The 15018-nt window shown below is 70.8% G+C and carries 12 protein-coding genes; 6 read left to right on the top strand and 6 right to left on the bottom strand.

Annotated features, from left to right (window positions below; genetic code table 11):
• Positions 1-48: 48 nt before the first annotated feature.
• Positions 49-2403 carry a PAS domain S-box protein gene (locus BM310_RS08585; RefSeq protein ID WP_089806496.1) on the bottom strand — a complete coding sequence of 785 codons (2355 nt, stop codon included), beginning with the start codon at positions 2401-2403 and terminating at the stop codon, positions 49-51.
• A 191-nt stretch (positions 2404-2594) separates the two neighbouring features.
• Between BM310_RS08585 and BM310_RS08580 the strand changes: the two genes are divergently transcribed.
• Both BM310_RS08580 and BM310_RS08575 read left to right on the top strand, forming a co-directional pair.
• Positions 2595-2915 carry a UPF0058 family protein gene (locus BM310_RS08580; RefSeq protein WP_089806493.1) on the top strand — a complete coding sequence of 107 codons (321 nt, stop codon included), beginning with the start codon at positions 2595-2597 and terminating at the stop codon, positions 2913-2915.
• Between the two features lie 123 nt (positions 2916-3038).
• Complete coding sequence (locus BM310_RS08575; protein ID WP_089806491.1) at positions 3039-4772, top strand: MutS-related protein; 1734 nt, start codon at positions 3039-3041, stop codon at positions 4770-4772.
• Here the strand turns inward: BM310_RS08575 and BM310_RS08570 are convergent.
• A complete protein-coding gene (locus BM310_RS08570) occupies positions 4769-5011 on the bottom strand; it encodes a DUF7511 domain-containing protein (RefSeq protein WP_089806489.1) in 243 nt (80 codons plus the stop codon). The two genes, BM310_RS08575 and BM310_RS08570, sit on opposite strands and share 4 nt — an antisense overlap.
• A 192-nt stretch (positions 5012-5203) precedes the next feature.
• Here BM310_RS08570 and BM310_RS08565 point away from each other — a divergent pair, with 192 nt between their 5' ends.
• Together BM310_RS08565 and BM310_RS08560 are read left to right on the top strand one after the other, a co-directional pair.
• Entirely contained in the window at positions 5204-6580 is a 1377-nt protein-coding gene (locus BM310_RS08565) for a CRTAC1 family protein (protein WP_089806487.1), read from the top strand.
• A gap of 59 nt (positions 6581-6639) precedes the next feature.
• Positions 6640-6822, top strand: a complete 183-nt coding sequence (locus BM310_RS08560; RefSeq protein WP_089806485.1) for a DUF7576 family protein — start codon at positions 6640-6642, stop codon at positions 6820-6822.
• Between the two features lie 86 nt (positions 6823-6908).
• Here the strand turns inward: BM310_RS08560 and BM310_RS08555 are convergent, their stop codons facing one another.
• The 4 genes from BM310_RS08555 to BM310_RS08540 form a co-directional block, all read right to left on the bottom strand.
• Positions 6909-9359, bottom strand: coding sequence for an ATP-dependent DNA helicase (locus BM310_RS08555; protein WP_089806483.1), 2451 nt, complete (start codon positions 9357-9359; stop codon positions 6909-6911).
• Between the two features lie 112 nt (positions 9360-9471).
• On the bottom strand, positions 9472-10950 hold the full coding sequence (locus tag BM310_RS08550) for a S8 family serine peptidase (protein WP_245778449.1): 1479 nt from the start codon (positions 10948-10950) through the stop codon (positions 9472-9474).
• Between the two features lies 1 nt (position 10951).
• Entirely contained in the window at positions 10952-11584 is a 633-nt protein-coding gene (locus BM310_RS08545; RefSeq protein ID WP_089806481.1) for an ArsR/SmtB family transcription factor, read from the bottom strand.
• Between the two features lie 71 nt (positions 11585-11655).
• A complete protein-coding gene (locus BM310_RS08540; RefSeq protein WP_089807115.1) occupies positions 11656-12837 on the bottom strand; it encodes an MFS transporter in 1182 nt (393 codons plus the stop codon).
• A 166-nt stretch (positions 12838-13003) separates the two neighbouring features.
• Here BM310_RS08540 and BM310_RS08535 point away from each other — a divergent pair, with 166 nt between their 5' ends.
• Positions 13004-14437: an NAD(P)H-hydrate dehydratase gene (locus tag BM310_RS08535; RefSeq protein ID WP_089806479.1), complete on the top strand. Its 1434-nt coding sequence runs from the start codon at positions 13004-13006 to the stop codon at positions 14435-14437.
• A complete protein-coding gene (moaC, locus tag BM310_RS08530; RefSeq protein ID WP_089806478.1) occupies positions 14434-14985 on the top strand; it encodes a cyclic pyranopterin monophosphate synthase MoaC in 552 nt (183 codons plus the stop codon). Before BM310_RS08535 ends, moaC begins: the two co-directional genes overlap by 4 nt.
• Positions 14986-15018: the final 33 nt, after the last annotated feature.

Raw genomic sequence — 15018 nt, 5'->3', positions numbered from 1 at the left:
ACACCACGGAAAAATTAACGGACGTTAAAATCTTCGTCGAACGCACTGTCAGGCGGTCTGAAACGTGATGGTGAAGATGGCACCCTCCGGGTCGTTGTCGGTCACGTCCACGCGGCCGCCGTAACTGTCGACGAGTTCCTTCACGAGGTAGAGGCCGAACCCGCTCCCCGGCGTCGAGAGGCCCTCGATGCCCTTCTCGACGATGCGGCGTTTCTCCTCGTCGGGGATGCCGGGCCCGTTGTCGGCGATGCGGACGGACACCGTGTCGTCGTCTCGTCGTTCGACGCCGACGGTGACGCGCGGGACGGCCTTGTCGTTGTGCTGGACGGCGTTCGAGAGGACGTTCTCGAACACCTGCGACAGCAGGTCGTCCGCCATCACCTCCACGTCGGGTATCGCTCCGTCCGTCGAGACGACCACGTCCGCGTAGTCGTCGTCGAGGCGTTCGAGTTCGCGGACGAGCGTCTTCCCGAGGGGTTTCGGCACCAGTTCGTGCGACTCGCTGTCGACGATGGCCTTCGTGAACGTCCGCATCGTCTCCACCAGGTCGACCATCTCCTCGACGCGGTTGCGCACCGTCACGAGGTGGTCCCGTCCGGGCCCCTCGACGAAGTCTTCGAGAATCTCCGCGCGGGCGCTGACGACGTTCAGCCCGTTGAGGAGGTTGTGGCGCAGGATGCGGTTCATGAACTCCAGTCGCTCGCGTTCGCGGCGGAGGTCCCGTTCGTGCTGTTTTCGGTCGGTGACGTCCCGGCCTTCGGGGACGAGGAGGACGACTTCCCCGCGTTCGTCTCGCACCGGCGTGATGGAGAAGTCGACGACGAGTTCCTCGCCCGTCTTGGGGTCCCTCCCGGACGCCTCGTAGCGCACGAAGTCGCCCGCGGAGGCCCACCTGATGGCGTCCTTCAGGCCGTCGACCGTCTCCGCGTTCGCGTCCCACCACGGGGCCTCCCAGAACCGCTTGCCGACCAGTTCCGACCGGTCCGCGCCCGCGAACTCCGTGGCGGCGTCGTTCACCTTCAGCACGGTTCCGTCCGGTTCCATCAACCCCATGAACTGGAACGTCCGGTTGAAGACGGCTTCGAGGCGGCGTTCGCGGCGCCGGCGGTCGGTCATGTCCCGAACGACCTTCACGAACCCTCGACACGTCCCGTCCTCGTCGGTCAGGGCCGAGACGGTGACCGACGCCCAGAATCGCTCCCCGTCCTTGCGGACGCGCCACGCCTCGTCTTTGGCCTGCCCGGTCCGCCGCGCCTCCGCCAGCATCTCCTCGGGGTGGCCGTCCTCGGCGTCCTCCTCGGTGTAGAAGATGGAGAAGTGTCTGCCGAGCACCTCGGACTCCGAGTAGCCCTTGATGTCCTCGGCACCGCGGTTCCAACTGGCGACGTGACCGTCCGGGTCGAGTCGGAAGATGGCGTACTCCTCGACGTCGTCCACGAAGGTGCTGAACTCCTCGCGCCGCCGCTTCAGTTCGCGTTCCTCCTGCCGACGCTCGACGGTGTCGATGGCGTGCGTGATTGCGTCGCCGAGTTGTTGCAGCGAGTTCGTCGGACCGTCCTCGGTGCCGAAGGCGCCGACGCTGTCGGAGTACAGACAGAGGACGCCGTAGTTCGACCCGCGATACTCCAACGGGACGCACGCGCACGCCCGGTACCCGCGTTCGAGTGCCGCCTCGCGCCACGGTTCCCACGCGTCGCACTGTTCGATGTCGGCCGTAATCTGCACTTCTCGCTCCGACACGGCGCGCCCGGCGGGGCCGCGTCCGGTCTCTTTCTCCGGGTCGATGGAGAACGACGTCTCGTCGAGGTAGCCGTGTTCCGCGCCCGCCCACGCCGACGGTTCGATGTCGTCGCCGTCGACGCGACCGATCCACGCGAAGTTCAGCGGCGTCGTCTCGACCAGCCGACTACACACCAACTGCTCGATGTGTGCCCGCGAGATGGCGTCCTCGCTGGCGCTACTCACCTCGCTTATGACCTGCGTGAACGTCTCCAGGATGTCGAGTCGGTCCCGCTGGCGTTCGAGACGCTCCTCCCGGTTCCGGCGGTCCGTCACGTCCCGGAAGTAGACGGTGAGGCTCGTCTCCGCGGGGTAGGCGTCCACCTCGAACCACCGGCCGAGTGGACCGTAGTACTCCGTGAACCGCACGTGTTCGTCCTCCTCGAACGCGCGTTCGTACTCTCGCTGGAACGTCGAACTCAGCGCGGCCGGGAACTCGTCCCACACCAACTCCCCGATGAGTTCGTCCGGGTCTCTGTCCAGCAACGCCGACGCCTTGCCGTTGAGATAGGTGAACCGAAACTCGGTGTCGAGTGCGAACACCGCCTCGGAGGTCCGTTCGAGGTGTTCGTACACGTCCGCGTCGAGTTGGCCGCCGGCCTGATTCGTCGGGGTGTGCTCCATGATGGTCGCGACGCCTCCCAAACCGGAGGCCTCGTTCTTTGTAGTCTATCTTAGTGCGAAACATATACGGCTTTCCCCGTCTCTCAGCCGTCGGGGGCCGCCTCGTTCGACTGCATTTCCGGGCGGTGTGGCCGCGACGCCGATTTCCACGGGCGCGGCCTTTACCCGGCCTGAACCCCTACTCTGCGACGATGAAGAAGAACGAACTGGTCCACCTCCACGCCCTCCTGACGTGCGTCGCGGAGGACTTCGTCGAACGGGGCGTCGTCGACGAGAGCGCGTTCGCGGAGTACCGGGAACTCGGAACCACCTCGATTGCGCTCCGCGCCTCGCGCGGCGACCACGCGGCCGCCGTCAGACTCCTCACCGACGTCCTCTCGTCGGCCGCCGCGGACGCCGACGCGTCGAACGGCACGTCGTCGAACGCCGACTCCGCCGCCGACGGCGGGGACGGAGAATCAGCGGACGCGGGGGCCGTGACCGGCGACGACCGACGCCTCACGACCCGGTAGCCGGACGGACGACGCCGAGGCCGTCGCTCGCCGACCGGACGGCGACGGCGCGGTGAGTTCCGACCCGAAGCGCCGACGGCGCGAACGAGGAACCTACAAGGGGGCCCCTGACCACGTGCCCGTATGCGACTGCAGGACTACTGGGGGGTCGGTCCGAAGACGAGCGAACGACTCCGCGAGACGCTCGGCGTCGAACGGGCCGTCGAGGCCATCGAGGGAGCCGACATCAGGACGCTCGCCGACGCGGGTCTCCCCCGCGGGCGGGCGGTTCGAATCCTCCGGCGGGCGAACGGCGCGGCCGGGATGGACGCCCTCGGCACGCGCGACGTCCACGACGTGTACGACGACCTGTTGACCCTCGCCAGCGAGTACGCCGTCACCGACCACGCCGCCGACCGGATTCGCGTGCTCACGCCGCTGGAACGGGTCGAAGAGCGCGAGGAACGACTGGACGACGTGCTCGCCGCCCGCGAGGCGTGGGCGGCCCTCGACGAGGCGTCGCGGACGGCCGTCCTCGACGCGTTCGAGCGCTACGACGAGGCGGGCGGGACCGACCGTGCGGCCGTCGAGGCGGCCCTCTCGCTCCGCGAGGCGGGACTGCGCGGGACGACGTTCGCCGCCCTCGACGGCGTGGACGACGACGCACTCCGCGACGCCGCGGGCGCACTCGGCTACGTCGAACCCGACGGCTCCGTCGCCGCCGGCGCCGACGAGGAACTGGACCGACTCCGGGACAGACTCGACACCGTCCGCGGACTGGAGAACGGCGCGCTGGACGTCCTCGAATCGGTCCGGTCGCGCGGCGTCCGCAGTCTGGAGGAGTTTCAGTCGGCGTTCGTCGAGTACGTCGCCGAGGAGTCGGACCTCCGGCGCGGGCGCATCGAAGCCGCGACGGCCGCCGACGCCTACGACGAGGCGGACTTCGCCTCGACGACGCTCCGGACGCTGGTGGAGGAACTCGAAGCCGACGTCGAGGCGCGCGAGGAACGCGTCGCGGCCGACCTGCGGGGCGACGTGGAGGCCGCCCGCGAGGACGTGGACGCCGCGCTCACCGCCGTCTCCGACATCGCCTTCGAGTTGTCGCTCGGGCGGTTCGCGGCGGAGTACGACCTCACGCGCCCCGCACTCGTCGCCGACGGCGTCGCCGTCGTCGGCGCGCGGAACCTCACGCTGTCGGGCGACGTCGACCCCGTCTCCTACGCCGTCGGCACGCACGGACTCGGCGGCGGCGACGCCGCGCCCCCGTCGGGGGACCGGGTGGCGGTGCTCACGGGGGCGAACTCCGGCGGGAAGACGACGCTGTTGGAGACGCTCTGTCAGGTCGTCCTCCTCGCCTCGATGGGCCTGCCCGTCCCCGCCGAGGCCGCAGAGGTCGGCGACTTCGACACCATCGTCTTCCACCGACGGCACGCCAGTTTCAACGCGGGCGTCCTCGAGTCGACGCTGAAGTCCATCGTCCCGCCCCTCGCCTCGGGCGGGCGGACGCTGATGCTCGTCGACGAGTTCGAGGCCATCACCGAACCCGGCCGGGCGGCCGACCTGCTCAACGGGCTGGTGTCGTTGACGGTCGACCAGGAGGCTCTCGGCGTCTACGTGACGCACCTCGCCGACGACCTGAGTCCGCTCCCGGACGAGGCGCGCATCGACGGCATCTTCGCGGAGGGGCTGACCGAGGAGTTGGCGCTTCGCGTGGACTACCAACCGCGCTTCGGTACCGTCGGCAAGTCCACGCCGGAGTTCATCGTCTCGCGCCTCGTCGCGAACGCGCGCGACCGCGCCGAACGACAGGGGTTCGAGGCGCTGGCGGCCGCCGTCGGCGAGGAGGCGGTCCAGCGGACGCTGTCTGACGCCTTCTAGCGCATCTCTTCGAGGCCGACGAACGCGTCGAGGTCGGCGGACAACCACGCCGCCATCCGGTCGAGACAGCGGTCGCGACGCGGATAGACCGTACACCGGTCCGGTTCGCCGTCGTACTGGACGACGACGCTGTGGAGTTCGTAGTCTCGACCGTCGATTTCGCGGAACGTGCTCGCGGCGGCGTCGGTCGTTGCCCACGGTTCGGACGGCCCCTGTGAACTGGCGGGTGAGTCGGACATATGCGTCCTCAGTTACACGTGGCGCCGCCGGCCTACATAACCCCTGCTAAGTCAGCTCAATAGACACCACGGCCGATATTTAGTCCACAATATAGAAAGTCCTCATTTCGGAGGTGTTCGCGCCGACTGGCCGCACTCGCCCGGTCTGACGCAGACCCTGACGTTTTTCGGCGTCCACCGCCGATGGGGGGTATGTTCGAGGACCGCTCCGGCCGTCTCCCCGACAGGCGACCGCTCAAAGGGTACGGAGCGGCGGTCTTCGTCGGCCCGGACGGGCCGCGCGTCTTCGTCGGCGGTTACGGCACCGACAACCGCCTCCTCGCGCCCGACGGGACGGGGAGCGTCGCCGACGTGACGCCCGAGGCACTCGCGGACCCGCACGGTCACGCGTTCGGCGTCGTCGCCGCGGACGTGGACGCCGACGGCACGGAGGAACTGTACGTCCACAACAGCGACGCCTACGGCGGCATCGCCACGGAGACGGACCGCCTGTTCGACTGGACGGCGAGGGGGTGGCGAGACGTGTTCACCCTCCCCGTCAACGCCGGGCGCGAGAACGTCCGCGCGGGCCGGTCCGTCGCCGCCGTGGACCGCCTCGGGACCGGACGGTACGGGCTACTCCTGGCGTGTTACGGCGCGCCGATGCGCTTCTACGAACTGGGCGACGACGACGAGGTGACCGACATGGCCGAGGAGGTGGGCGTCGACTTCCTCACCGGCGGCCGGTCGCTCGTCGTCGGCCCCATCGTCACCGACCGGACGGACGTGTTCGTCGGCAACGAACGCGGCCCGAACTACCTGCTCCGCAACGAACGCGGGCACTTCACCGACGTGGCGGCCGAGTTCGGCCTCGACGCCCCCTCGGAACACGCCCGCGGCGTCGCCCTCGTGGACCCCGACGGCGACGGGCGGTTCGACCTCGCGGTCGGCAACTGGGAGGAGCCCAACCGCATCTACGAACGACGCGGCGACGGGTTCGTCGACGTCGCCCCGGCGGCGTGGAGGGAACCGACGCGGACTCGGACGGTCCTCGCCGCCGACTTCGACAACGACGGCACCTGCGAACTGTTCGCCAACGCGATGGGCGCGCCGAACCAACTGCTCCGCCACCGCGACGGCGAGTGGACGGTCGGCGACCCCGGCGCGGCGCGGGAACCCCGCGGACTCGGCACCGGCGCGACGGTCTGCGACGTGGACGGCGACGGAACGCTCGAACTCCTCGTCGTCCACGGCGAACTCGGGTCGCAACCGCTGTCGCTGTACGCCGCCCCCACGGAGAACGAGTGGCTCCGGGTCCGCCCCGTGACGGAGTACGGCGCGCCCGCCCGCAACGCCGTCGTGACGCTCCGGACCGACCGCGGCGCGCAGACGCGACTCGTCTGCGGCGGGTCCGGCTACCTCTGTCAGATAGAACCGGTGGCGCACTTCGGCCTCGGCGGCGACACCGCCCCGTTGGCGACGCCCCGCGAGGTCACCGTTCGCTGGCCCGACGGCCGGGTGCGAACCGTCGAGACGCCCGCGTCGGAGACGGAACTGACGGTCCACCACCCGGCGACCCGCGACCCGTGAGGCAAGTTCCGCCACCTGAGTCGAAGTCAAGTGCGTCCGGTCACTCTCCCCGTGGAGAGATGGTAGACCCGACCTCTGACCTCGGGACGGACGTCGACGAGTCCGACGCGCCGACCTGTGCGACCTGCGGCGACCCGATAGTGCAGTCGGCGACGCACCGCGTCGTCACGTGGATCGAAGACGGTTCCGTCCGGCATCGCCACTTCTGTTCTGACGACTGTCGCGACGCGTACGACGGCTAGGCGGGCGGCGGCGTCCGCGGCGGACGACCGGTCGACGAACGGCGACCCATCGAACGGCCACTCGGCGGCGGCGATTCGACCCGCGCCTACTCGACCGACGACCAGAACCGGTCGACGCCGAACCGAAGCATGTCCGGACTGACCGGCGAGAACTCCTCGCGTTCGGTCTCCGGGAAGTACTCGCGGACGCTGTTCCACGAGTCCCGAGCGTAGCGTGCGTCCACGAACGCGCGGACGCCCACCTCCTCGGGGCCGCGGATGACCCGGCCGATGGCCTGTCTGGCCTTCCTGACCGCCGGCACCGTGAGCGCCGCCTCGAACCCGTCGCGTGACGCTGACGCGTCCCGCGGGCTCCCGCTCGCGTCGCTCGCGGGAACGTCCCCGAACTCGCGGTCGTACGCCGTCTTCAGCGCCCGCGTCCGCGGACTCGACGTGTTGATGATGGGGACGCCGCAGACGACGGCCGCGGCGAGTCTGTCGCCCCGGTAGTCGACGCCCTCCGTGAGCGTCCCGCGCAGACTCGTCACCAGCACCTTCTCGCCGCCGCCGAAGAAGTCGGCCTTCAGGCGTTCGGTCGCGCCGTCGTCGGACGCCTCGTCCAGCAGTACCGTCTTCGACAGTCGCTCGTCGAGTTCGCCCGCCATCCACTTCGCCTCGGCGTAACTCGGCATCCCGACGAGGACGTTGCCCGGCGAGGCGGCAATCTCGGCGCAGGCGTCCACGTACGCCCGTCTCGTCTCGTTGTCCTCGCCCGGCGGCCCGCGGTTCTCGTAGGTGAACTTCGGCACGTCCACGGCGAACGACGCGCGGTTCTCCGGTGGGAAGCCGAGCCCGTACGTCCGCTCGACGACCGGTCGCCCGTCGGCTTCGAGGGCGTTCAGCCCGGTCACCTCCCGGAAGACGTCGAGGGGGGCGAGCGTCGCGGACATGAGGACGCCGCCGCCGAACTCCCCGAGTCGTTCGGCGATGGCGTCGCCGGGGATACAGTTGTGGAGCGCCAGATGCGCGTTGTACGCCCGTCGCCACGAGTCCTCGCGGGCCGTCTCGTCCCACGTCCGGTCGAGTTCTATCTCCCGGAAGAACGACGTGTGGTCCGCGCGCGCCCAGTTCGCCAGCGTCCGCCCGACGGCCGGCGCGGCGCGGCGTTTGTCCTCCTCCTCGGCGCTGTTCAGGACGCGGGCGGCGACGGCACCGACCGTCTCCGCGCGGACCCACGTCCCCTCGTCGTAGCCCGCCGCCTCGGCCCACTCGGTCAGTTCGTCCGTCGCGGGTTCCTCGGGGTCCCGCAGGGGTATCTCGTCGTCGTCCAGTCGGGTGAGGTCCGCGCGCCAGTCGGGAAGCGTTCGGTCGAGGTGGGCCGTCACGCGGCGGTCAACCTCCTCGCGCACGTCGCGCACGAAGTCGCGCGTCTCCTTCAGTTCCCGGAGCGTCACGTCCGCGTCTTCGAGTTCGCCGCGGACCAGGTCGGCGTCCTCTGTCGCCTTCCCGCCGTCGTCGAACTCGACGGGCTGGACGACGCGAGTCAACTCGTTTTCGGCGTCGCGCAGAGTGGCGTCGCCCACGCCGTCGCTGACGAGTTCGCGGACGCGCGGTTCGAGCATGTGCGCCTCGTCGCAGACGACGAACGTGCTGTCGTCCACGAGGGCGCCCGTGAACGACCCCACCGTCGTCGGGTCGAACGCGTGGTAGTAGTTGCCGACGACGACTTCGACGTGCGGCAGGACCGCGCCCATCACCGAGTGCGGGCAGGTGCCGTACCCGGCCGACAGGCGGACGAGTTCCTCTGTGTCGACGAGGCCCAACTCGGTCACGTCGAACGGGACGGCCTCCACCGGGTCGCCCTCCTCGGGCAAGTCGTCCAGAAACGTCGCGTAGAACGGACAGTACTCGGTGTCCTCGTACTCGGCCGTCTCGGGCAGGTACGGCGTCGGTTCGCCGGCGGTTTCGAGGTAGTCCGGCCCGCCGCCGGACGCGCCGGTGTCGAGGAGGCCGGTCTGGGCCGCGCGGGCCTCCTTCACCAGTTTGCCCGTCGAGGCGACGCCGCCGTCATCGCCGGACTGCGTCCGGCTGCCAGCGGGACTTCGTCCCGCGCTGCCGACGAGGTTCCGCGTGCGCTCTCTGAGACCCTCGCAGCGGTCGTACACCGTGGCGTCGTCGATACCCGCGACGCTCTCGCGACTGTACGGGCAGACGTCCGCCTTGCCGACCAGCGTCAGCCCCGAGACGGGGTTCCAGTCGTCGGGCAGTCCGTCGTTGATGGTCCGCAGGTCCTCCTCGAACTGTCGCAACTGCTGTTTGACGCTCGTCAGCACCAGCACCCGTTCGTAGTCGGAGTCGGGGTCGCGGACCCGGTCGATGCCGGCCGTGAGTGCGAGCATCGTCTTGCCCGTCCCGCACGCGCCCTCCACCACGAGGAAGCCGTCGTCCTCGGCGGCGTCGATGGCCGCGTCGATGCCGTCGGCTTGCTCGGGGTAGGGTTCGGGGTGGCCGAACACGGCCTGCCAGTTCACGCGTCTCACTCCCGCCGCGGTGGTCATATGGGTGTCGGTGATGGCCGCGCGTTCGCACTTGAACGTTCGCGCGGCGGGCGGACCGTCGCGTGCACCGCGGCCGCCGTTCCGCGCCGCAGTCGGGCGGTCGGCGGCGGCGTCAGGGCGCCCGCGCCTCCGACGCCTCCCCGGCGGCGGACGCGTTCACGCCGGACGGTGCGACGGGGTCGGACACGTTCGCGCCGCCGCCGGTCCAGTTGCCGTCGCCCGGCGCGCCGGTGACGGCCGACTCGGGCACGTCGAACGGTCGCCTCGCCGCCGACGCCGCGGCGTAGGCGTCCAGGTCCCCGGTTCGACTCGTCCGTTCGAGGAGGAACTCCGTCTGCGCGGGCGTGAGGTTGCCCTGCGAGGCGACGAGGGCGGCCGCGCCGCCGACGAACGGCGTCGCCGCGGAGGTGCCGTAGAACGCGCCGACGGAGTCCGTCTCGACGCCGTCCGGCGCGGCGAGGTCCACCGACCCGTCGCGCCCGAGCGAACTGTACGACCGGACCGACCCGTGCGACCCGATGGCTCCGACGGTGATGATGCCGTGCCCCGTCGTCGGCGCGACGACGCTCCCCGCGGCGTCGGTGTTCCCCAGTCGGTGGCGAGCCGAGAACAACTGCACCGTCCCCGGCGACGCGACGCCCTCGCGCGCGTACAGGGCGACGTAGTAGTGGCCCTCGGGGACGGCAACGTCTATCGCCTCCATGCCGCCGCGGGAACGCCGCGTCGACTTCGCCACCACCGGGTCGTCCGACCCCGGCAGGTCGCGGTAGAGGTACAGGTCGTAGTCGGCCGCGGTGTCCCACTGCGCGCGGAGCGACACCCGACCGGAGACGGTGCCCTCCCCGAGGTAGTTCGCCTGGTCGGTCGCCGAGAAGTTCACCCACCCCGCGGCGGTGCCGTCGCCGGACCAGTGGTGGCCCGCGTAGTTGCCGGCGGAGGTGACGTAGATGGCCCCGTGGTCGATGGCGTACTGCGCCGTCCGCGAGAGGTTCGCCGAGGCGTTCGCCGTCCGCGGGAAGTAGCTCCCCGAGTCGACGACGACGTCCACGTCGTTGGCGACCAGCCAGCGCACGGCGTCGTCGTACCGGTCGGTCGTCGGCTCCGACCCCACGGCGGCGAGGTACAGTTCCGACTCGGGCGCCGTCTCGGCGACGATTTCGGCGACGGCGGTGCCGTGGGCGGTGTCCCGGTACGGCCGCAGTCGGCCGCCGAACCGCTCGTGGTCGGCGACGTGCGTGGCGACGCTCTCCGCGTCGGCGTCGAACGACCGCCCGACGACGCCGACGGTGACGCCCTCGCCGGTGATGCCGTGCGTGTGCGCCTCGAACGCGCCGACTCGCTGGAGGGCGTCGTGCTGGTCGACGACGTCGATGCGCTCGCGGATGCGCTGGCGCTGGCGCGCCTCCCGACTCGTCTCGACGTCGCCGGCGTCGGGGGCGTCCGACGCGTCGGCGGTCTCTATCGTCGGCACGTCGTCGCCCGTCGTCGGGTCGATGGTGCCGCCGGTGAGGAACACGCTGACCGGAACCGCCGTCGAGACGAGCAACAGCACGGTCACGACCAGCACCGTGGTCTGCCCGCGCGGACGCATCTCACTTCACGCGCGACCCGTACGCGCGAACGGTCAGGAGGACGCCGAGGACGAGTAAGCCGCCGGCGAGGAAGGCGACGCCCGGCGGGAGGAGGCCGAGAACCGGTTCGGCACCGCCGGTCACGCCGTCGGCCACGCGCGGCGTCGTCGCCGGGCCGCCGAGGTCCGCGACGCCGGCACCGAACAGCGTCTGGACGGCCACCGCGGCGACGGCGAGGGCCGCGCCCGCGCCGACGTACTGGCCCAGTCCGTCGAGGAACGAGTCCTTGTCCTCCGTGCTCCCGACGCAGACGACCAGCGAGTCCTGCGTCGGCGCGTACACCTTCATCTCGCGCCCTTTCACCGAGTAGCGCGTGTCGGCGATGCGGACGAGGCCGGCGCTGCGGAGGTTGTCGAGGTGGTGCCGGACGTTCTGGAGCGACGTGTCGACCGCGTCCGCCAGTTCCGAGGCGGTCGAGGGGTCGCGCTGGAGGGCGGCGAACGTCTCGCGTGCGGTGTCCGAGGAGAGACACCCGATGAGTTGCTCCGCCTCGTCGTCGTCGAGCGAGAGGACGCGGAGGTCACCGTTCGCGTCCGAGTCGGACTCGGCGTCGGCGTCGGTGACGTCCGCGTCAGACGGTAGCAACCCAGACATGCACAAACGTTCTAGCGTGCAAGTAGTAAACATTTCGGACGTGGTACCACGGCGTATCGATTTCGACCGACTCAGGCGTCCGACGCGCGCCGGGCGGTCCCGGGAATCTGACCGGCGAGGTAGAGCACGACGAGGAGGACGACGACGCCCGCCAGTCCGAACGCGAACGCCCGGAACACCGCGTCGAAGCCGTACCCCGCCTCGGTGAGGAGGCCGACGGCGCCGCTCCCGTTCGCTTCGAGGAGGAGGGAGGCGCCGCTGAAGACGGCGTACGCGCTGCTTCGGACCGGTGCGGGGAGCGTGCCGAGCAACCACGCGTCCAGCGCCGGAAACAGGCTGTGGATGGCGTAGCCGACGACGGCGGTGACGGCGAGGACGGGCAAGAAGGCGGAGACTTCGGTCAGCGCGAACAGCGAGGCGACGTAGACGGTCAGTATCGCGAGGATGTACGGGACGGTGGGGAAGCGGTCGGCGAGGCGGCCCGAGAGCCAGAACGCCGGGACGCCCGCGGCGAAGACGACGGTCAGCGCCGTACTGGCCTGCGTCGTGGTGAACGCCTTCGCGTTCAGGAGGTAGGTGACGTAGAAGTTGAACAGGCCCTGCCAGACGAACCCCGCGGTGGCGACCATCAGCATCCCGACGAGGATGAGTCGCCAGTGGCGGAGGGCGCCGAGGAAGTCCCGGTCGGCGTCCGTGTCCACCACCGCGCCGACGCCGCGGGCGGTGTACGCGAGGACGACGGTGACGACGGCCGTGAGGGCGGCGAGCAGCCAGAACGTCGCGCGCCAGTCGGCGACGGCGACGAACGCGACGACGACGGGCGCGGCGACGACGGCGGCGAGTTGGGCGGCCGTCCCGTGGATGCCGATGGCGCGGCCGACGGCGTCCGGGTAGAGTTCGCCGACGAGGGGGACGGCGGCGACGAAGTACGCGCCGGAGGCGAGGCCGATGCCGAACGCGCCGACCTGCACCGCGCGAATCGACGGCGCGGTGGCGGTGAACGCGGCGGCGGCGGCGAGGAGGGCGCCCGTGCCGAGGACGACGCGGTGTCTGGGGACGCGCGTGAGGAGGTAGCCGACGGGGATGCGCGGGAGGGCCGTCCCCATCCAGACCAGCGTGGTCACCAGCCCCACCGTCGCCGGCCCGACGCCGAACTGCGTCTGAAACGTCTCGACCAGCGGTGCGAACGCCGTCCGGCCGAGGTTGACGAGGAACACAAGCCCGCACAGCGTCCCGAACAGTCGTCGCGTCACGGAGGGGAGTTCGGCCACCCCCGTCAGGAAGGTTCCGAAAGGGGCGAACGGGAACCGGGAACGAGGCGGGTGCGCACCGGCCTCGGGGGCGAGCGACCGCAGCGAGTCGAACCCGGGCCGACGCGAGGCCATCCCCTTTACCACGGTACCCGACGAACCCGCGACCATGATAACGAGCGACCGAATGGCCGCGGTGGACGAGAACGCCGAGGCGGTCGGCGTGCCGCGGAAGCAGTTGATGGAGTCGAGCGGAAACGCCGTCGCTCGGGCGGTGCGCGAGGTGGCCGACCCGGACGCCGAGGTGGCCGTCGTCGCCGGACGCGGCAACAACGGCGGTGACGCGTTCGTCGCCGTCCGCTTCCTCGACGGCTACGACGCGACGGTCCACCTCCTCGGGCGGCCCGAGAGCATCTCGACGGACATCGCCCGCGAGAACTGGGACGCCCTGCAGGAGGCGGAGTACGACACGGAGACGGTGACGGACTCGCGGTCGCTGGACCTCGGCGACCCGGACGTCGTCGTGGACGCCATGCTCGGCACCGGCGTCACCGGCGCGCTCCGCGAACCCGAGGCGACGGCCGCCGAGGCGGTGAACGCTCTCGACGCGTCCGTCGTCGCCGTGGACGTGCCCTCCGGTGTGAACGCCGACACGGGCGAGGCCGCGGGGGTCACCGTCGACGCCGACCGGGTCGTCACGTTCCACGACGAGAAGCCGGGCCTCGCGAGCCTCGACTGCGAGGTCACCGTCGCCGACATCGGCATCCCCCCGGCCGCTGAACGGTTCGTCGGCCCGGGCGACCTGCGCTCGGTGCGCCGAGGGGTGCGCGGCGGCGACTCGCGCGTCTACGTCGTCGGCGGCGGGCCGTACACCGGCGCGCCGGCCCTCGCCGCGCAGGCCGCCCTCCGGGCCGGTGCGGACCTCTCCTTCGTCGCCGCGCCCGGACGCGTCGCCCGGCAGATTCAGGGCTACGCCGAGGACCTCATCGTGCAGGACTACGAGGGCGACCACCTCACGCCCGACCAGGTGGACGACCTCGTGCAGACGGCCCACGACTACGACGACGTGGTCGTCCTCGGACCGGGACTCGGTACCCACGACGAGACGCTGGCGGCCGCGCGCCAGTTCTTGGAGACCTTCGAGGGGACGGCCGTCGTCGACGCCGACGCCCTCTCGGTCGTCCCGGGAATCGACACCGACGCGACCCTCGTCTGCACCCCCAACCGCCGGGAACTGGCGAAGATGGGCGGCCCCGACGTGGACGGACCGCTCCGCGACGCCCGCGACGACATCGAGTCGTTCGCGGCGGACGTCGGCCACGTCGTGGTGGCGAAGGCCGCCGAAGACGTCGTCACCGACGGCGAGCGGACGCGAATCGTGCGCGCCGGCACCCCCGCCATGACGGTGGGCGGCACCGGCGACACCCTCGCCGGGACGATAGCCGGCCTCCTCGGCACGCAGGACCCGTACGACGCGGCGTGCGCCGGCCCCTACGCCAACGGTCGCGCGGCCGAACTGCTCGACGACGAACGCGGCGACGGCCTCCTCGCGTCGGACCTGCTGGACGCCCTCCCGCGGGCGCTCTGGGGTGAGGACGCGTGAGCGGCGAGGAGCGACGGGACGAAGAGGTCGGCGACGCGGCCGCGGCCGACGACGAACGCGACCTGACGCACGTCGACGAGGCGGGCAACGCGCAGATGGTGGACGTGGGCGGGAAGCCCGACACGCGCCGCCGCGCCGTCGCGCGGGGGACGATTCACCTCACCGAACCGACCGTCGCGGCGATTCGCGACGACGAAATCGGGAAGGGGGACGTGCTGGGGACGGCCCGTATCGGCGCGATTCAGGCCGTCAAGCACACGTGGGAGACCATCCCGATGTGCCACCAGATACCCATCACGAACGTCGAGACGGCGTTCGACGTGGCCGACGACGCGGTGACGCTCACCGTCACCGTCGAGACGACGGGCAAGACCGGGTGCGAGATGGAGGCGCTGGAGGGCGTCACGACGGGGCTGAACGTCGTCTGGGACATGGTGAAGGCGGCGGAGAAGGACGCGGACGGACAGTACCCCGACACCCGTACCACGGACGTGCGCGTGGTGACGAAGGAGAAGTCGGGGCTGGGAGAGGAGAAGTCGGGGCAGTAAGCGCCCGGTACCGAGTTTGATTCTCGAGAGAAG

The organism is Halogeometricum rufum, assembly GCF_900112175.1.
GTDB classification, from domain to species: Archaea; Halobacteriota; Halobacteria; order Halobacteriales; family Haloferacaceae; genus Halogeometricum; species Halogeometricum rufum.
Note: the sequence above shows the minus strand (reverse complement) of the source record. Positions and strands in the feature narration are given on the sequence as shown.

Bases quoted from the DNA above. Each gene is read 5' to 3' on its own strand.
- BM310_RS08585 (WP_089806496.1), bottom strand. From the start codon at position 2,403: ATGGAGCACACCCCGACGAATCAGGCCGGCGGCCAACTCGACGCGGAC.
- BM310_RS08580 (WP_089806493.1), top strand. From the start codon at position 2,595: ATGAAGAAGAACGAACTGGTCCACCTCCACGCCCTCCTGACGTGCGTC.
- BM310_RS08575 (WP_089806491.1), top strand. From the start codon at position 3,039: ATGCGACTGCAGGACTACTGGGGGGTCGGTCCGAAGACGAGCGAACGA.
- BM310_RS08570 (WP_089806489.1), bottom strand. From the start codon at position 5,011: ATGTCCGACTCACCCGCCAGTTCACAGGGGCCGTCCGAACCGTGGGCA.
- BM310_RS08565 (WP_089806487.1), top strand. From the start codon at position 5,204: ATGTTCGAGGACCGCTCCGGCCGTCTCCCCGACAGGCGACCGCTCAAA.
- BM310_RS08560 (WP_089806485.1), top strand. From the start codon at position 6,640: ATGGTAGACCCGACCTCTGACCTCGGGACGGACGTCGACGAGTCCGAC.
- BM310_RS08555 (WP_089806483.1), bottom strand. From the start codon at position 9,359: ATGACCACCGCGGCGGGAGTGAGACGCGTGAACTGGCAGGCCGTGTTC.
- BM310_RS08550 (WP_245778449.1), bottom strand. From the start codon at position 10,950: ATGCGTCCGCGCGGGCAGACCACGGTGCTGGTCGTGACCGTGCTGTTG.
- BM310_RS08545 (WP_089806481.1), bottom strand. From the start codon at position 11,584: ATGTCTGGGTTGCTACCGTCTGACGCGGACGTCACCGACGCCGACGCC.
- BM310_RS08535 (WP_089806479.1), top strand. From the start codon at position 13,004: ATGATAACGAGCGACCGAATGGCCGCGGTGGACGAGAACGCCGAGGCG.